The organism is Sphingomonas sp. SRI_018, from assembly GCF_057586275.1.
Genome location: NZ_JBYCZO010000001.1, coordinates 915,014 through 928,690 on the forward strand (window position 1 = coordinate 915,014; position 13,677 = coordinate 928,690).

Here is a 13,677-nt window from a genome sequence, read left to right on the forward strand (position 1 = left end):
AGATGATGGAGCAGACCGTCGACTCCGTGCGCGAGCCGGAGAGCGAAGGCGACGTCGCCATCCAGAACTACACGATCAACTTCGGCCCGCAGCATCCGGCGGCGCACGGCGTGCTGCGGCTGGTGCTGGAGCTCGACGGCGAGATCGTCGAGCGCGTCGATCCGCATGTCGGCCTGCTCCACCGCGGCACCGAGAAGCTGATCGAGTACAAGACCTACGCGCAGGCGCTGCCGTACTTCGACCGGCTCGATTACTGCTCGCCGATGTGCATGGAGCACAGCTTCGTGCTGGCGGTCGAGAAGCTGCTCGACCTCGAGGTGCCGATCCGTGCGCAGTATCTCCGCGTGTTCTTCGCCGAGCTGACCCGCATCTCGAACCATATGCTCAACCTCGGGTCGCACGTCATGGACGTCGGCGCGATGACGCCGAACTTGTGGCTGTTCGAGCTGCGCGAGGACTGCCTCAACTTCTTCGAGCGCGCGTCGGGCGCGCGGATGCACCACAATTACCTGCGCCCGGGCGGCGTCCATCAGGACGTGCCGCTGAAGCTCTTGACCGACATCGCCGACTGGCTCGACACCCGCCTGCCGCGCCTGTTCGAGGACGCGATCAGCCTGGTCGCCGAGAACCGCATCTTCAAGCAGCGCAACGTCGACATCGCGGTGGTGAGCCGCGAGGACGCGGTGCGCTGGGGCTTCTCGGGCCCGATGATCCGCGGCTCGGGCATTCCGTGGGACCTGCGCAAGTCGCAGCCCTACGACGTCTACGATCGGATGCAGTTCGACGTGCCGGTCGGCACGCGCGGCGACTGCTACGACCGCTTCATGGTGCGCGTCGAGGAGGTCCGCCAGTCCGCGCGGATCATGAAGCAGTGCCTCAATGAGATGCCGGAAGGTCCGATCGCCAGCACCGACCGCAAGGTGGTGCCGCCCAAGCGCGGCGAGATGAAGCGCTCGATGGAAGCGCTCATCCACCACTTCAAGCTCTACACCGAAGGCTATCACGTGCCCGCCGGCGAGGTGTACGTCGCGACGGAGAGCCCCAAGGGCGAGTTCGGCGTCTACCTGGTCGCCGACGGCTCGAATAAGCCCTACCGCTGCAAGATCCGCCCCACCGCGTTCAGTCACCTCCAGGCGATGGACTTCATGTCGAAGGGCCACATGCTCGCGGACACCACCGCGATCCTGGGCGCGATCGACGTGGTGTTCGGGGAGTGCGACCGGTGATCGGTCTCGTCGCCTTCGCCGCGTTCGCCATCGCGCAGCAGCAGGCCGCCCCGCCTGCGCCTCCACCCGCGCCGCCGCCGTCGGTGTCGATGGACGTCGCCCGCGCGCGCGTCGCCAAGGTCAAGACGCTGCTCGCGGTCGCCGCCAACGGCAACGGCGCCGCGCTCACGCCGATCGTCGCGCCGGGGGCCACCACCGACATCAACGGCATCATGGGCCTGCTCAAGCCCGACACGATCGCGCCGCTCAAGGGCTGCACGCGCGTCAAGCCGTTCGAGGTGAACGAGGATGCGGTGGTGCTCACCATGCGCTGCACCGGCGGCCTTCCGGCCGATACCACCACCGAGATCGATTTCGACGGCGAGCTGATCGCGAAGGTCAGCGCCGCCCAGACTGTCTATAGACCGGCGACGCCGCCCGCGCCGCCGGCCGCTCCCACGGAACCGCGTTGATGGCTGAAGCTGCCCACATCCCCGACGAGGCCGAGACCCGCGCGCGCTGGGGCGCGTTCGCGTGGACCGAGGAGAACCGGAAGAAGGCCGCCGAGATCGTCGGCCGCTATCCGCCGGGCCGCCAGCAGTCGGCCTCGATCCCGTTCCTCGACCTCGCCCAGCGCCAGGTCGGCGCCGAGACCAATACCCAGGGCTGGCTGCCGGTCCCGGTGATCGAGTTCGTCGCGCGCGAGCTCGGCATGCCATACATCCGCGTGTTCGAGGTCGCGACCTTCTACACCATGTTCAACCTGGCGCCGGTCGGCCGCTTCCACGTCCAGGTGTGCGGTACGACGCCGTGCATGCTGCGCGGGTCGGACGACGTGCTCGCCGCGTGCCGCAACTATGGCCTCGCCAAGGGCAAGACGACGCCGGACGGGCTGTTCACGCTCACCGAGGTCGAGTGCATGGGCAATTGCTCGTCGGCGCCGATGGTGCAGATCAACGACGACAACTACGAGGACCTCGACTACGACCGCATGACCGCGATCCTCGACGCGCTGGCGCGGGGCGAGCAGCCCAAGACCGGCACGCAGGAGCCGGGCCGCCACACCGTCGAGCCGCTCGGCGGCCCGACCACGCTCAAGGCGATGGTCACCGAGAACCATGATTATCGGGGGGAGTGGTGATGGGTGCGATCATTGCGATCATCATCGGCATCATCGTGGTCGTGTTCGCGATCAAGGTGATCGGCGCCATCCTCGGTATCGTCGTCGGCCTCGCGGTCGCGGTGATCGCCTATTTCCTCGCCGAGAGGCTGGTGGGGCAGGGACGCTAGGCAATGCTGGCAGACAAGGACCGCATCTTCACCAACCTCTACGGCTACCAGCCGTGGAATGTGGACGCCGCCATCAAGCGCGGCGACTGGGACAACACCAAGGCGCTGCTCGCGCTCGGGCAGGACACGATCATCGACCGCATCAAGGCCTCGGGCCTGCGCGGGCGGGGTGGGGCGGGCTTCCCGACCGGCACCAAATGGTCGTTCATGCCCAAGGAGCCGCGCCCCGACCGGCCCAGCTTCCTGGTCATCAACGCCGACGAATCCGAGCCGGGATCGTGCAAGGACCGCGAGATCATCCGCCACGATCCGCACAAGCTGATCGAGGGCGCTCTGGTCGCCGGCTTCGCGATGCGCGCGCGGGCTGCCTACATCTACATCCGCGGCGAATATATCCGCGAGGCGGAGACCTTGTTCGCCGCCGTCGCCGAAGCCTATGACCGCGGCTTCATCGGCAAGAACGCGTGCGGGTCGGGCTATGACTTCGACGTGTTCGTCCACCGCGGTGCCGGCGCCTATATCTGCGGCGAAGAGACCGCGATGCTGGAGAGTCTGGAGGGCAAGAAGGGCCAGCCGCGCCTGAAGCCGCCGTTCCCGGCAGGTGCCGGCCTCTACGGCTGTCCGACCACGGTCAACAACGTCGAATCGATCGCGGTCGCGCCGACCATCCTGCGCCGCGGGCCCGAATGGTTTGCGAGCTTCGGCGCCGAGAACAACAAGGGCACCAAGCTCTTCCAGATCAGCGGCCATGTGAACAAGCCGTGCGTGGTCGAGGACGCGATGTCGATCCCGTTCCGTCAGCTCATCGAGGAGCATTGCGGCGGCATCCGTGGCGGCTGGGACAATCTGCTGGCGGTGATCCCGGGCGGATCGTCGGTGCCGCTGGTGCCGGCCGAGCAGATCATGGACTGCCCGATGGACTTCGACGGGCTGCGCGGCGTCGGCTCGGGCCTCGGCACCGCGGCCGTGATCGTCATGGACAAATCGACCGACATCGTCCGTGCGATCAGCCGCATCAGCTATTTCTACAAGCATGAGAGCTGCGGCCAGTGCACGCCGTGCCGCGAGGGCACCGGGTGGATGTGGCGCGTGATGGAGCGGCTGCGCACCGGCGACGCCGACGTCAGCGAGATCGACACGCTTCAGCAGGTCACCAAGCAGGTCGAGGGCCACACCATCTGCGCGCTCGGCGACGCGGCGGCCTGGCCGATCCAGGGCCTGATCCGCCATTTCCGCCCCGAGCTGGAGCGCCGCATCGCCGAGCGTCAGGGCGCCGGCGCTGCCCCGATGCAAGAGGCTGCCGAGTAATGCCCAAGCTCAAAGTAGACGGTATCGAAGTAGAGGTGCCCGCCGGGGCCACCGTGCTCCAGGCATGCGAGGCCGCGGGGAAGGAAATTCCGCGCTTCTGCTACCACGAGCGGCTGTCGATCGCCGGCAATTGCCGCATGTGCCTGGTCGAGGTGAAGCCGGGGCCGCCGAAGCCGCAGGCGTCGTGCGCGCTGCCCGCCGCCGACAACCAGGAGGTGTTCACCACCTCGCCGATGGTCAAGGCGGCGCGCGAAGGCGTGATGGAGTTCCTGCTCATCAACCATCCGCTCGACTGCCCGATCTGCGACCAGGGCGGCGAGTGCGACCTGCAGGACCAGTCGATCGCCTATGGCCGCGGCCATTCGCGCTACGACGAGAACAAGCGCGCGGTCACCGAGAAGTACATGGGCCCGATCGTCAAGACGGTCATGACCCGCTGCATCCAGTGCACCCGCTGCGTGCGCTTCGCCGAGGAGGTCGCCGGGGTCGAGGAAGTCGGCGCGATCTATCGCGGCGAGGACATGCAGATCACGACCTATCTCGAAGAGGCGTTCAAGAGCGAACTGTCGGGCAACATCGTCGACCTGTGCCCGGTCGGCGCGCTAACCTCGAAGCCCTATGCGTTCGAGGCGCGGCCGTGGGAGCTCAAGAAGACGCTGGCGATCGACGTGATGGACGGCGTCGGCACCAACATCCGCCTCGACAGCCGCGGCCGCCAGGTGCTGCGCGCGCTGCCGCGGATCAACGAGGACGTGAACGAGGAGTGGGCGCACGACAAGACGCGCCACGCCGTCGACGGGCTCGTCCGGCGCCGGCTCGACCGGCCCTATGTCCGCCGCGAGGGCAAGCTCCAGCCGGCGAGCTGGGAAGAGGCGTTCGACGCGATCGCCGCGGTCCAGGCCGGCAGCAGCGTCGCCGCGATCGCCGGCGACCAGGTCGACTGCGAGACGATGTTCGCGGCCAAGGTGCTGGTCAACCAGCTCGGCTCGACCCTGCTCGAGGGGCGCCAGACCGGCCTGTCCTATGACGTGACCAACCTCGGCGCCGTCGCCTTCAACCCGACCATCGCGGGAGTCGAGGAGGCGGACGCGATCCTGCTGGTCGGCTCGAACCTCCGCTGGGAGGCGCCGCTGATCAACACGCGCGTGCGCAAGGCGATTAAGAAGGGCGCCAAGGTGTTCGCGATCGGCCCCGAGGTCGATCTCACCTACAAGGCCGAATGGCTGGGCGACGACCTCGGCCTGCTCGCCAAGCTGCCGGAGCAGGTGGTGCAGGCGTTCGAGAATGCCAAGCGGCCGCTCGTCATCGCCGGCCCGGGCTCGCTCAAGGCGGCGCAGGGTGCGGCGCTCGCGCTGGTCGAGCCGATGAAGCTGGTCCGCACGCTCGAGGACGGCACGGCGTGGAACGGCTTCGGCGTGATCCATACCGCGGCGGCGCGGATGGGCGGGCTGATGCTCGGCTATGCGCAGAAGGGCGGCATCGCCGACATCGTCGCGGCCAAGCCGCAGCTCGCCTTCTTCCTCGGCGCCGACGAGGTCGACTATTCGGCGTTCGAGAGCACGTTCAAGGTCTTCATCGGCCATCACGGCGACAATGGCGCGCATCATGCCGACGTGGTGCTGCCCGGCGCCAGCTATGCCGAGAAGCCGGGCACCTACGTCAACCTCGAAGGCCGGGTGCAGCGCGGCGACCGTGCCGTCTTCCCGCCGGGCGACGCCCGCGAGGACTGGGCGATCCTGCGCGCGCTGTCGGAGAAGCTCGGCGCGACGCTGCCGTTCGACAGCTTCGACGAGCTGCGCGCGGCGATGGCCGAGGCGGTGCCGGCGCTGGGGCAGGAGGGCCTCGTTCGCTACGACTGGGCGCCGCCGAAGCTCGCCGCCAAGGCGAGCGGGCCGGTGACCTATCCGATCGCCGACTTCTACCTCACCAACGCCATCTGCCGCGCCAGCCCGACGATGCAGCGCTGCTCGGCCGAGCTGATCCATGGCCAGGAGTTCGCGGAGGCGGCGGAGTGATGGATGTGGGACTTCGTTTCCGATCTGCTGTTTCAGCTGCTGCTGACAAAGGTGCAGATCGGTTGCCTTATCATAGCGTTGGTGGTGATCGCCGCGGTGCTGATCGCGGTGTGGCTGACGTGACGGATATTTGTCGTTCTTGTGCCCCGGCGAAGGCCGGGGCCCAGCTCCACGCAGCTCGTAACTGGGCCCCGGCCTTCGCCGGGGCACGGGTGAATTCATGACCGCCTTCTTCCAGAACACCATCGGCCTGCCTTTCGGCTGGGCGTGGTTCATCGCCACGATCGTCGGCATCCTGGTGATTGCTCTGCCGCTGATGCTGGCGGTGGCGATGATCATCTACGCCGACCGCAAGATCTGGGCGGCGATGGCGTTGCGCCGCGGCCCCAATGTCGTCGGCCCGTTCGGCCTGCTGCAGAGCTTCGCCGACGGTCTCAAGGTCTTCCTGCAGGAGACGATCGTCCCGTCGTCGGCCAACCGTGGCCTGTTCCTGCTCGCGCCGATCATCACCTTCACCGTCGCGCTGATCGTGTGGGCGGTGATCCCGTTCCAGGCCGGCGTGGTGCTCGCCGACATCAACGTCGGGCTGCTCTACGTGCTCGCGGCGTCGTCGATGGGCGTCTACGGGGTGATCATCGCCGGCTGGTCGTCGAACTCCAAATATCCCTTCTACTCCTCGCTCCGCGCCGCTGCGCAGATGGTGAGCTACGAGGTCGCGATCGGCTTCGTCCTCATCTCGGTGGTGCTGTGGGCGGGCTCGTTCAACCTCAGCCAGATCGTGATGGCGCAGAAGGGGCTGTACGGCTTCGTCAACGGCTTCGGCTTCAACCCGCTGCTGTTCCCGATGGCGGTGGTGTTCCTGATCTCGGCGCTGGCCGAGACCGCGCGCCCGCCGTTCGACCTGACCGAAGCGGAATCGGAGCTCGTCGCCGGCTATCAGACCGAATACAGCTCGATGAGCTTCGCGCTGTTCTGGCTCGGCGAATATGCCAACGTCATCCTGATGTGCGCGCTGAACGCCATCCTGTTCTGGGGTGGCTGGCTGCCGCCGCTCGACTGGGCGCCGCTCTATCTCGTGCCGGGAATCATCTGGTTTCTGCTCAAGGTCTGGTGCTTCTTCTTCATCTTCAGCTGGGTGAAGGCGACGGTGCCGCGCTACCGCTACGACCAGCTGATGCGCCTCGGCTGGAAGGTGTTCCTGCCGCTGTCGCTGTTCTTCGTCGTCCTGGTTTCAGGATTTCTGATGCTGACCCGTTACGGAGGTGCGGCATGAGCCTCGCCCAAGTCGTCCGCTCGTTCACCCTGTGGGAGTTCGTGAAGGCCCACTGGCTGACGCTGAAGTATTTCTTCAAGCCCAAGGCGACGATCAACTACCCGTTCGAAAAGAACCCGATCTCGCCCCGCTTCCGCGGCGAGCATGCGCTGCGCCGTTATCCCAACGGCGAAGAGCGTTGCATCGCGTGCAAGCTGTGCGAGGCGATCTGTCCGGCGCTGGCGATCACGATCGAGGCCGAGCCGCGCGACGACGGCAGCCGCCGCACCACGCGCTACGACATCGACATGACCAAGTGCATCTACTGCGGCCTGTGCCAGGAGGCATGCCCGGTGGACGCGATCGTCGAGGGGCCGAACTTCGAGTTCTCGACCGAGACGCGCGAGGAGCTGATCTACGACAAGGCCAAGCTGCTCGCCAACGGCGACCGCTGGGAGAGCGTGATCGCGGCGAACCTTGCCGCCGACGCGCCCTATCGGTAAGCGCGCCGTGACTTCTGGGGCTCCGATGATTCACTTTACCTCCGCCATCCCGGCGCAAGCCGGGGCCGCGAGCTGCAAGCGCAAGGATGCGCGCGCATGATCCAGGCCATTGCCTTCTACCTGTTCGCCGCGATCGTGATCGTGTCGGCAGCGCTGACGATCACGTCGCGCAATCCGGTGCATTCGGTGCTGTGGCTGATCCTCGCCTTCTTCAACGCGGCGGGGCTGATGGTGCTCGCGGGCGCCGAGTTCATCGCGATGCTGCTGGTGATCGTCTACGTCGGCGCGGTCGCAGTGCTGTTCCTGTTCGTCGTCATGATGCTCGACATCGACTTCGCCGAGCTGCGCGCCGGCTTCGTGCGCTACGGCGCGCTGGGGCTGGCGCTGGCGCTGGTGGTCGCCGCCGAGGTGGTGATCGGCGCGGGCGCGTGGAGCGCCGGCGGGGTCGACCTCGCCGCGCGCGCCGCCCCGATCGACGCCGCAGTGCCCAACATCGAGGGAATCGGGCGGCTGCTCTACACGCGCTACCTGTTCGTGTTCGAGGGCGCCGGCCTGGTGCTGCTGGTGGCGATGATCGGCGCGATCGTGCTGACCCACCGCGAGCGCCGCGACACGCGTCCGCAGAAGATCTGGAGCCAGGTGAGCCGCCGCTCCAAGGACTCCGTCCGCAACATCGATGCGCCCGTCGGGCAGGGGGTGGAGCTGTGATCGGCCTCACGCACTATCTGGTCGTCGCCGCGATCCTGTTCGGGCTCGGCGTGTTCGGCCTCGTCGCCAACCGCAAGAACCTGATCCTGATCCTGATGGCGATCGAGCTCATCCTGCTGGCCGTGAACCTCAACCTTGTCGCCTTCTCGGCGTATCTCCAGGACCTGGTCGGGCAGGTGTTCGCGATGTTCGTGCTGACCGTCGCCGCGGGCGAGGCGGCGATCGGGCTCGCGATCCTGGTCATCTATTTCCGCGGCCGCGGCACGATCTCGGTCGACGACGTCAACCGGATGAAGGGGTGATGCAGAACAATAACCGTCACCGGGGCGGCGTCCTATGACGCCGATCGCCGTCATTGTCTTCCTGCCGCTGCTCGCCGCCGCCGTCGCGGGGCTGAGCAACCGCGCGTTCGGCACGACCTTCCCCAAGGTGATCACCACCGCGGGCCTATTCGTGTCGTGCCTGCTGTCCTGGCCGATCTTCATCGGCTTCCTCGGCGGCCATGCCGAGGCGCATGTCGAGCCGGTGTTCACCTGGATCAGGTCGGGCACGCTCGACGTCGCCTGGGCGCTCCGAGTCGATGCGCTCACCGCGGTGATGCTGGTGGTGATCACCAGCGTGTCGGCGCTCGTCCACCTCTATAGCTGGGGGTATATGGACGAGGACCCGGATCAGCCGCGGTTCTTCGCCTATCTGTCGCTGTTCACCTTCGCGATGCTGATGCTGGTGACGGCGGACAACCTGCTCCAGATGTTCTTCGGCTGGGAAGGCGTCGGCCTCGCCTCGTACCTGCTGATCGGATTCTGGTTCAAGAAGCCGAGCGCCAACGCCGCCGCGATCAAGGCGTTCGTGGTGAACCGTGTGGGCGACCTCGGCTTCATGCTCGGCATCTTCGGCACCTATCTCGTGTTCGGGACGATCTCGATCCCGGCGATCCTTGAGGCGGCGCCGGGCATGGCCGGTAGCACGATCGGCTTTCTCGGCCACCGGTTCGACACGATGACGGTGCTGTGCATCCTGTTGTTCATCGGCGCGATGGGCAAGTCGGCGCAGCTGGGCTTGCACACCTGGCTTCCCGACGCGATGGAGGGTCCGACCCCGGTGTCGGCGCTGATCCACGCCGCGACGATGGTGACCGCGGGCGTGTTCATGGTCTGCCGCCTGTCGCCGATGTTCGAGACCAGCCCGGTGGCGATGGGCTTCGTCACCTTCATCGGCGCCGCGACCTGCCTGTTCGCCGCCACCGTCGGCACGGTGCAGAACGACATCAAGCGCGTGATCGCCTATTCGACCTGCTCGCAGCTCGGCTACATGTTCTTCGCCGCCGGCGTCGGCGCGTATGGCGCGGCGATGTTCCACCTGTTCACCCACGCCTTCTTCAAGGCGCTGCTGTTCCTCGGCGCCGGCTCGGTGATCCATGCCATGCACCATGAGCAGGACATGCGCTTCTACGGGGGCCTGAGGAAGCACATCCCGATCACCTTCTGGGCGATGATGGCGGGCACGCTCGCGATCACCGGTGTCGGCATTCCCGGCATCTTCGGCAATGCCGCGATCGGCTTCGCCGGCTTCCACTCGAAGGATGCGATCATCGAGGCGGCCTGGGCGGCCGGCGGCACCAGCCAGCTCGCCTTCTACGTCGGCGTGTTCGCGGCGCTGCTGACCAGCTTCTATTCCTGGCGCCTTATGTTCCTGACCTTCTGGGGCAAGCCGCGCTGGGCGAACTCGGAGCATATCCAGCACGCCGTTCACGACGCGCACGGCCACGGCCATCACGGCGTCGATGAGGGCGCTGGCCACGACCAGCATGTCGACGAACCCGGCGCGCACGACCTGCACGAGGGCACCGCCGGCTATCATCCGCACGAGAGCCCGTGGACGATGCTGCTGCCGCTGGCGCTGCTGTCAGTCGGCGCGGTGCTCGCGGGCTTGGTGTTCCACGGCTTCTTCATCGAGCCGACCGCCGGCGAGAGCTTCTGGCACGGCGCGGTCGCCTTCAACGAGCATCTGATGCATGCGATGCACGAGGTGCCGGTGCTGGTGAAGCTCTCGGCGACGATCGTGATGCTGCTCGGCCTGTTGATCGCCTGGCTCGCCTACATCCGCGCGCCGGAGTTCCCGGCCCAGTTCGCCGACATGTTCCGCGTCCTCTACCGCTTCCTGCTCAACAAATGGTACTTCGATGAGGTCTACAACGTGCTGTTCGTGAAGCCCGCATTCGCGATCGGCCGCCTGTTCTGGAAGGGCGGTGACGAAGGCACGATCGACCGCTTCGGTCCCAACGGCGTCGCCTGGGTGGTGGCGCGCGGCAGCGGCGTCACGGCGCGGCTCCAGTCGGGTTACCTCTACACCTATGCGTTCGTGATGCTGCTCGGCCTGGTCGCGGCGGTGACCTGGGTGGTGGCACGATGAGCGGCATCCTTTCCCTCATGCTGCTGGTGCCCGCGCTCGGCGCGGTCGCCTGCCTGCTGGTCAACGCCAGCACCGCACGCTGGATCGCGCTGATCGCGACGTTCATCGACCTCGCGCTCGGCATCGTGCTCTGGGCCAATTTCGACGTCGGCGGCGCGCAGTGGCAGTTCGTCGAGAACGTGCCGCTGTTCGGGCGCTTCGCCTGGGCGCTCGGCATCGACGGCTTCGCGCTGCTGCTGATCCTGCTCAGCGTGTTCCTGATGCCGATCTGCATCGGCGCGAGCTGGGATGCGATCACCGAGCGCGTGCCCGAATATATGGCCGCGTTCCTCGCGACCGAGCTGCTGATGATCGGCACCTTCGCCGCGCAGGACCTGTTCCTGTTCTACATCTTCTTCGAAGGCGGCCTGATCCCGATGTACCTGATCATCGGCATCTGGGGCGGCGCCAACCGCATCTACGCGTCGTACAAGTTCTTCCTCTACACGCTGCTCGGCTCGCTGCTGATGCTGGTGGCGATGCTGTGGATGAGCCAGGAGGCGGGGACCACTTATATCCCGACACTGCTGACGCACGACTTCCCGGTTCACGCGCAGACCTGGCTGTGGCTCGCCTTCTTCGCCTCGTTCGCGGTCAAGATGCCGATGTGGCCGGTCCACACTTGGCTGCCCGACGCGCACGTGCAGGCGCCGACCGCGGGCTCGGTGATCCTGGCGGGCGTGCTGTTGAAGCTCGGCGGCTACGGCTTCCTGCGCTTCTCGCTGCCGATGTTCCCTGAGGCGTCGGCTGAGCTGATCTGGCTGGTGTTCGGCCTGTCGGCGATCGCCGTGGTCTATACCTCGCTGGTCGCGCTGGTGCAGAGCGACATGAAGAAGCTGATCGCCTATTCCTCGGTCGCGCATATGGCGATCGTCACCATCGGTCTGTTCGCCTTCAACCAGCAGGGCATCGAGGGCGCGATGATGGTGATGCTGGGCCACGGCCTGGTCTCGGGCGCGCTGTTCCTCTGCGTCGGCGTGATCTACGACCGGCTCCACACCCGCGAGATCGCCCGCTACGGCGGCCTCGCGATCAACATGCCGCGCTACGCCGTGCTGTTCATGCTGTTCACCATGGCCTCGGTCGGTCTGCCCGGCACCAGCAACTTCGTCGGCGAGGTGCTGAGCCTGATGGGCACCTATCAGGTGTCGACGTGGATCACGCTCGTCTGCACCACCGGCATCATCCTGGGCGCCGCCTACATGCTCTATCTCTACCGCCGCGTCGTGTTCGGCGATCTCGTCCACGACGACGTCAAGGCCATGCCCGACCTCAACCGCCGCGAGCTGGCGATGCTCGGCGCGCTCGCCGCGGTGGTGCTGTGGATGGGCGTCTATCCGGAGAGCTTCCTCGCGCCGATGCGCAACGATGTGACCACGCTGCTCGCCCGCGTCGACCGCGCCAAGCCGGCCGGCGATTCGCTGCCGACCCCCGGCAACCCCGCCGCCGTGCCTGCCGCCCACGCCGCTGAAGCCACGCATGGGGAGGCGCACTGATGTCGCTCGCCCACCAGACCCTGCTGACGCTGCCGGAGATCGTACTCGGCATCGGCGCGCTCGTGCTGATGCTGGTCGCCGCCTGGGGCGGCCAGGCCTCGACCCGCGCGGTGAGCTGGACCGCGGTCGCCGTGCTGATCGGCGCCGGCATCGCGCTGATCGGCCCGTCGTCGAGCGGCGCAGTCGCCTTCGACGGCCTCTACCGCGCCGACGGCTTCGCTGCCTTCGCCAAGGTGCTGATCTACGCCGGCACCGCGGTATCGATCATCATCGCACCTGGATTCTTCCAGCGCACCAGCGGCGACGACCTGCGCCCGGAATATCCGGTGCTGATGCTGCTGTCGGCGATCGGCATGGGCGTGATGGCCTCGGCCGGCGACATGCTGTCGCTCTACATCGGCCTCGAGCTGCAGAGCCTCGCCGCCTATGTGCTGGCGAGCTTCATGCGCCGCGACGGCCGCTCGGCGGAAGCGGGCCTCAAATATTTCGTGCTGGGCGCGCTCGCATCGGGCATCCTGCTCTACGGCATTTCGCTGGTCTACGGCTTCTCGGGCTCGACCAATTTCGAGCTGGTCGCCGCCGCCTATGAGCGCGGCCATTCGACCGGGCTGCTGATCGGCCTGGTGTTCGTGTTCGCGGGCCTCGCCTTCAAGCTCGCGGCGGTGCCGTTCCACATGTGGACGCCCGACGTCTATGAGGGCGCGCCGACCCCGGTCACCGCCTTCTTCGCTTCGGCGCCCAAGGTGGCGGCGATGGCGCTCAGCGTGCGCGTCGCGATCGAGGCGATGGGTCCGGCCGAGAGCCAGTGGCGCCAGATCGTGATCTTCGCCGCGCTCGCCTCGATCATCTTCGGCGCGGTCGCCGCGATCGGGCAGCGCAACGTCAAGCGCCTGCTCGCCTATTCGTCGATCAACAACGTCGGCTTCGTGCTGGTCGGCCTCGCCGCCGGTACGCCGCAGGGCGTCGCCGCGGTGCTGTTCTACCTCACCGTCTACATCACCATGACTCTCGGCAGCTTCATCGTCGTGCTGCAGATGCGCGATGCCGAGGGGCAGCAGGTCGAGGCGATCGACAGCCTCGCCGGCCTGTCGCGCACGCGGCCGGGGCTGGCGCTGGCGATGGCGATCTTCATGTTCAGCCTGGCCGGCATCCCGCCGCTGCTCGGGTTCAACGCCAAGCTGGCGGTGTTCGACGCCGCGGTCGGCGCGGGGCTGTTCCCGCTCGCGGTCGCCGGCTTCGTCGCCTCGGTGATCGGTGCCTATTATTACCTGCGCATCGTCAAGGTCATGTACTTCGACGCGCCGGCCGAGGCCTTCCCGCGCGGCAGCGTGATCGAGGGCGGGCTGATCGCGGTCGCGGCGGTGCTGGTGTCGCCGGTGGGCTGGTTCCTGCTGGCGCCGCTCGGCCGCTGGACCCAGGTCGCGGCGGGCTCGCTGTTCTGACGCCGAC

The 13,677-nt window shown here is 67.1% G+C and carries 13 protein-coding genes; all 13 read left to right on the top strand.

All coding sequences use genetic code 11. The features are described from left to right. Window positions 1–5 precede the first annotated feature (5 nt). The 13 genes from AC2YHA_RS04255 (at window position 6) to nuoN (ending at window position 13,670) form a co-directional block, all read left to right on the top strand. Window positions 6–1,226, top strand: a complete 1,221-nt coding sequence (locus AC2YHA_RS04255) for an NADH-quinone oxidoreductase subunit D (RefSeq protein WP_487401699.1) — start codon at window positions 6–8, stop codon at window positions 1,224–1,226. Next, window positions 1,223–1,678, top strand: coding sequence for a hypothetical protein (locus tag AC2YHA_RS04260; protein WP_233782721.1), 456 nt, complete (start codon window positions 1,223–1,225; stop codon window positions 1,676–1,678). Before AC2YHA_RS04255 ends, AC2YHA_RS04260 begins: the two co-directional genes overlap by 4 nt. Then, entirely contained in the window at window positions 1,678–2,346 is a 669-nt protein-coding gene (locus AC2YHA_RS04265) for a complex I 24 kDa subunit family protein (protein ID WP_233782720.1), read from the top strand. Before AC2YHA_RS04260 ends, AC2YHA_RS04265 begins: the two co-directional genes overlap by 1 nt. Then, window positions 2,346–2,495 carry a hypothetical protein gene (locus AC2YHA_RS04270; protein WP_487400497.1) on the top strand — a complete coding sequence of 50 codons (150 nt, stop codon included), beginning with the start codon at window positions 2,346–2,348 and terminating at the stop codon, window positions 2,493–2,495. Before AC2YHA_RS04265 ends, AC2YHA_RS04270 begins: the two co-directional genes overlap by 1 nt. 3 nt (window positions 2,496–2,498) lie before the next feature. Next, entirely contained in the window at window positions 2,499–3,803 is a 1,305-nt protein-coding gene (gene nuoF / locus AC2YHA_RS04275; RefSeq protein ID WP_233782718.1) for an NADH-quinone oxidoreductase subunit NuoF, read from the top strand. Continuing rightward, on the top strand, window positions 3,803–5,818 hold the full coding sequence (nuoG, locus tag AC2YHA_RS04280; RefSeq protein ID WP_487400498.1) for an NADH-quinone oxidoreductase subunit NuoG: 2,016 nt from the start codon (window positions 3,803–3,805) through the stop codon (window positions 5,816–5,818). The genes nuoF and nuoG overlap by 1 nt, the downstream gene beginning before the upstream one ends. 220 nt (window positions 5,819–6,038) lie before the next feature. After that, window positions 6,039–7,091 carry an NADH-quinone oxidoreductase subunit NuoH gene (nuoH, locus tag AC2YHA_RS04285; RefSeq protein ID WP_487400499.1) on the top strand — a complete coding sequence of 351 codons (1,053 nt, stop codon included), beginning with the start codon at window positions 6,039–6,041 and terminating at the stop codon, window positions 7,089–7,091. Next, window positions 7,088–7,573: an NADH-quinone oxidoreductase subunit NuoI gene (gene nuoI / locus AC2YHA_RS04290; RefSeq protein WP_487400500.1), complete on the top strand. Its 486-nt coding sequence runs from the start codon at window positions 7,088–7,090 to the stop codon at window positions 7,571–7,573. Before nuoH ends, nuoI begins: the two co-directional genes overlap by 4 nt. Window positions 7,574–7,669: 96 nt before the next feature. Next, on the top strand, window positions 7,670–8,281 hold the full coding sequence (locus AC2YHA_RS04295) for an NADH-quinone oxidoreductase subunit J (protein ID WP_233782713.1): 612 nt from the start codon (window positions 7,670–7,672) through the stop codon (window positions 8,279–8,281). Further along, on the top strand, window positions 8,278–8,583 hold the full coding sequence (gene nuoK / locus AC2YHA_RS04300; protein ID WP_487400501.1) for an NADH-quinone oxidoreductase subunit NuoK: 306 nt from the start codon (window positions 8,278–8,280) through the stop codon (window positions 8,581–8,583). Before AC2YHA_RS04295 ends, nuoK begins: the two co-directional genes overlap by 4 nt. Window positions 8,584–8,617: 34 nt before the next feature. Then, window positions 8,618–10,693 carry an NADH-quinone oxidoreductase subunit L gene (gene nuoL, locus AC2YHA_RS04305; RefSeq protein ID WP_487400502.1) on the top strand — a complete coding sequence of 692 codons (2,076 nt, stop codon included), beginning with the start codon at window positions 8,618–8,620 and terminating at the stop codon, window positions 10,691–10,693. Continuing rightward, entirely contained in the window at window positions 10,690–12,228 is a 1,539-nt protein-coding gene (locus AC2YHA_RS04310) for an NADH-quinone oxidoreductase subunit M (RefSeq protein ID WP_487400503.1), read from the top strand. Before nuoL ends, AC2YHA_RS04310 begins: the two co-directional genes overlap by 4 nt. Then, entirely contained in the window at window positions 12,228–13,670 is a 1,443-nt protein-coding gene (nuoN, locus tag AC2YHA_RS04315) for an NADH-quinone oxidoreductase subunit NuoN (RefSeq protein ID WP_487400504.1), read from the top strand. The genes AC2YHA_RS04310 and nuoN overlap by 1 nt, the downstream gene beginning before the upstream one ends. The last annotated feature ends 7 nt before the right edge of the window (window positions 13,671–13,677 follow it).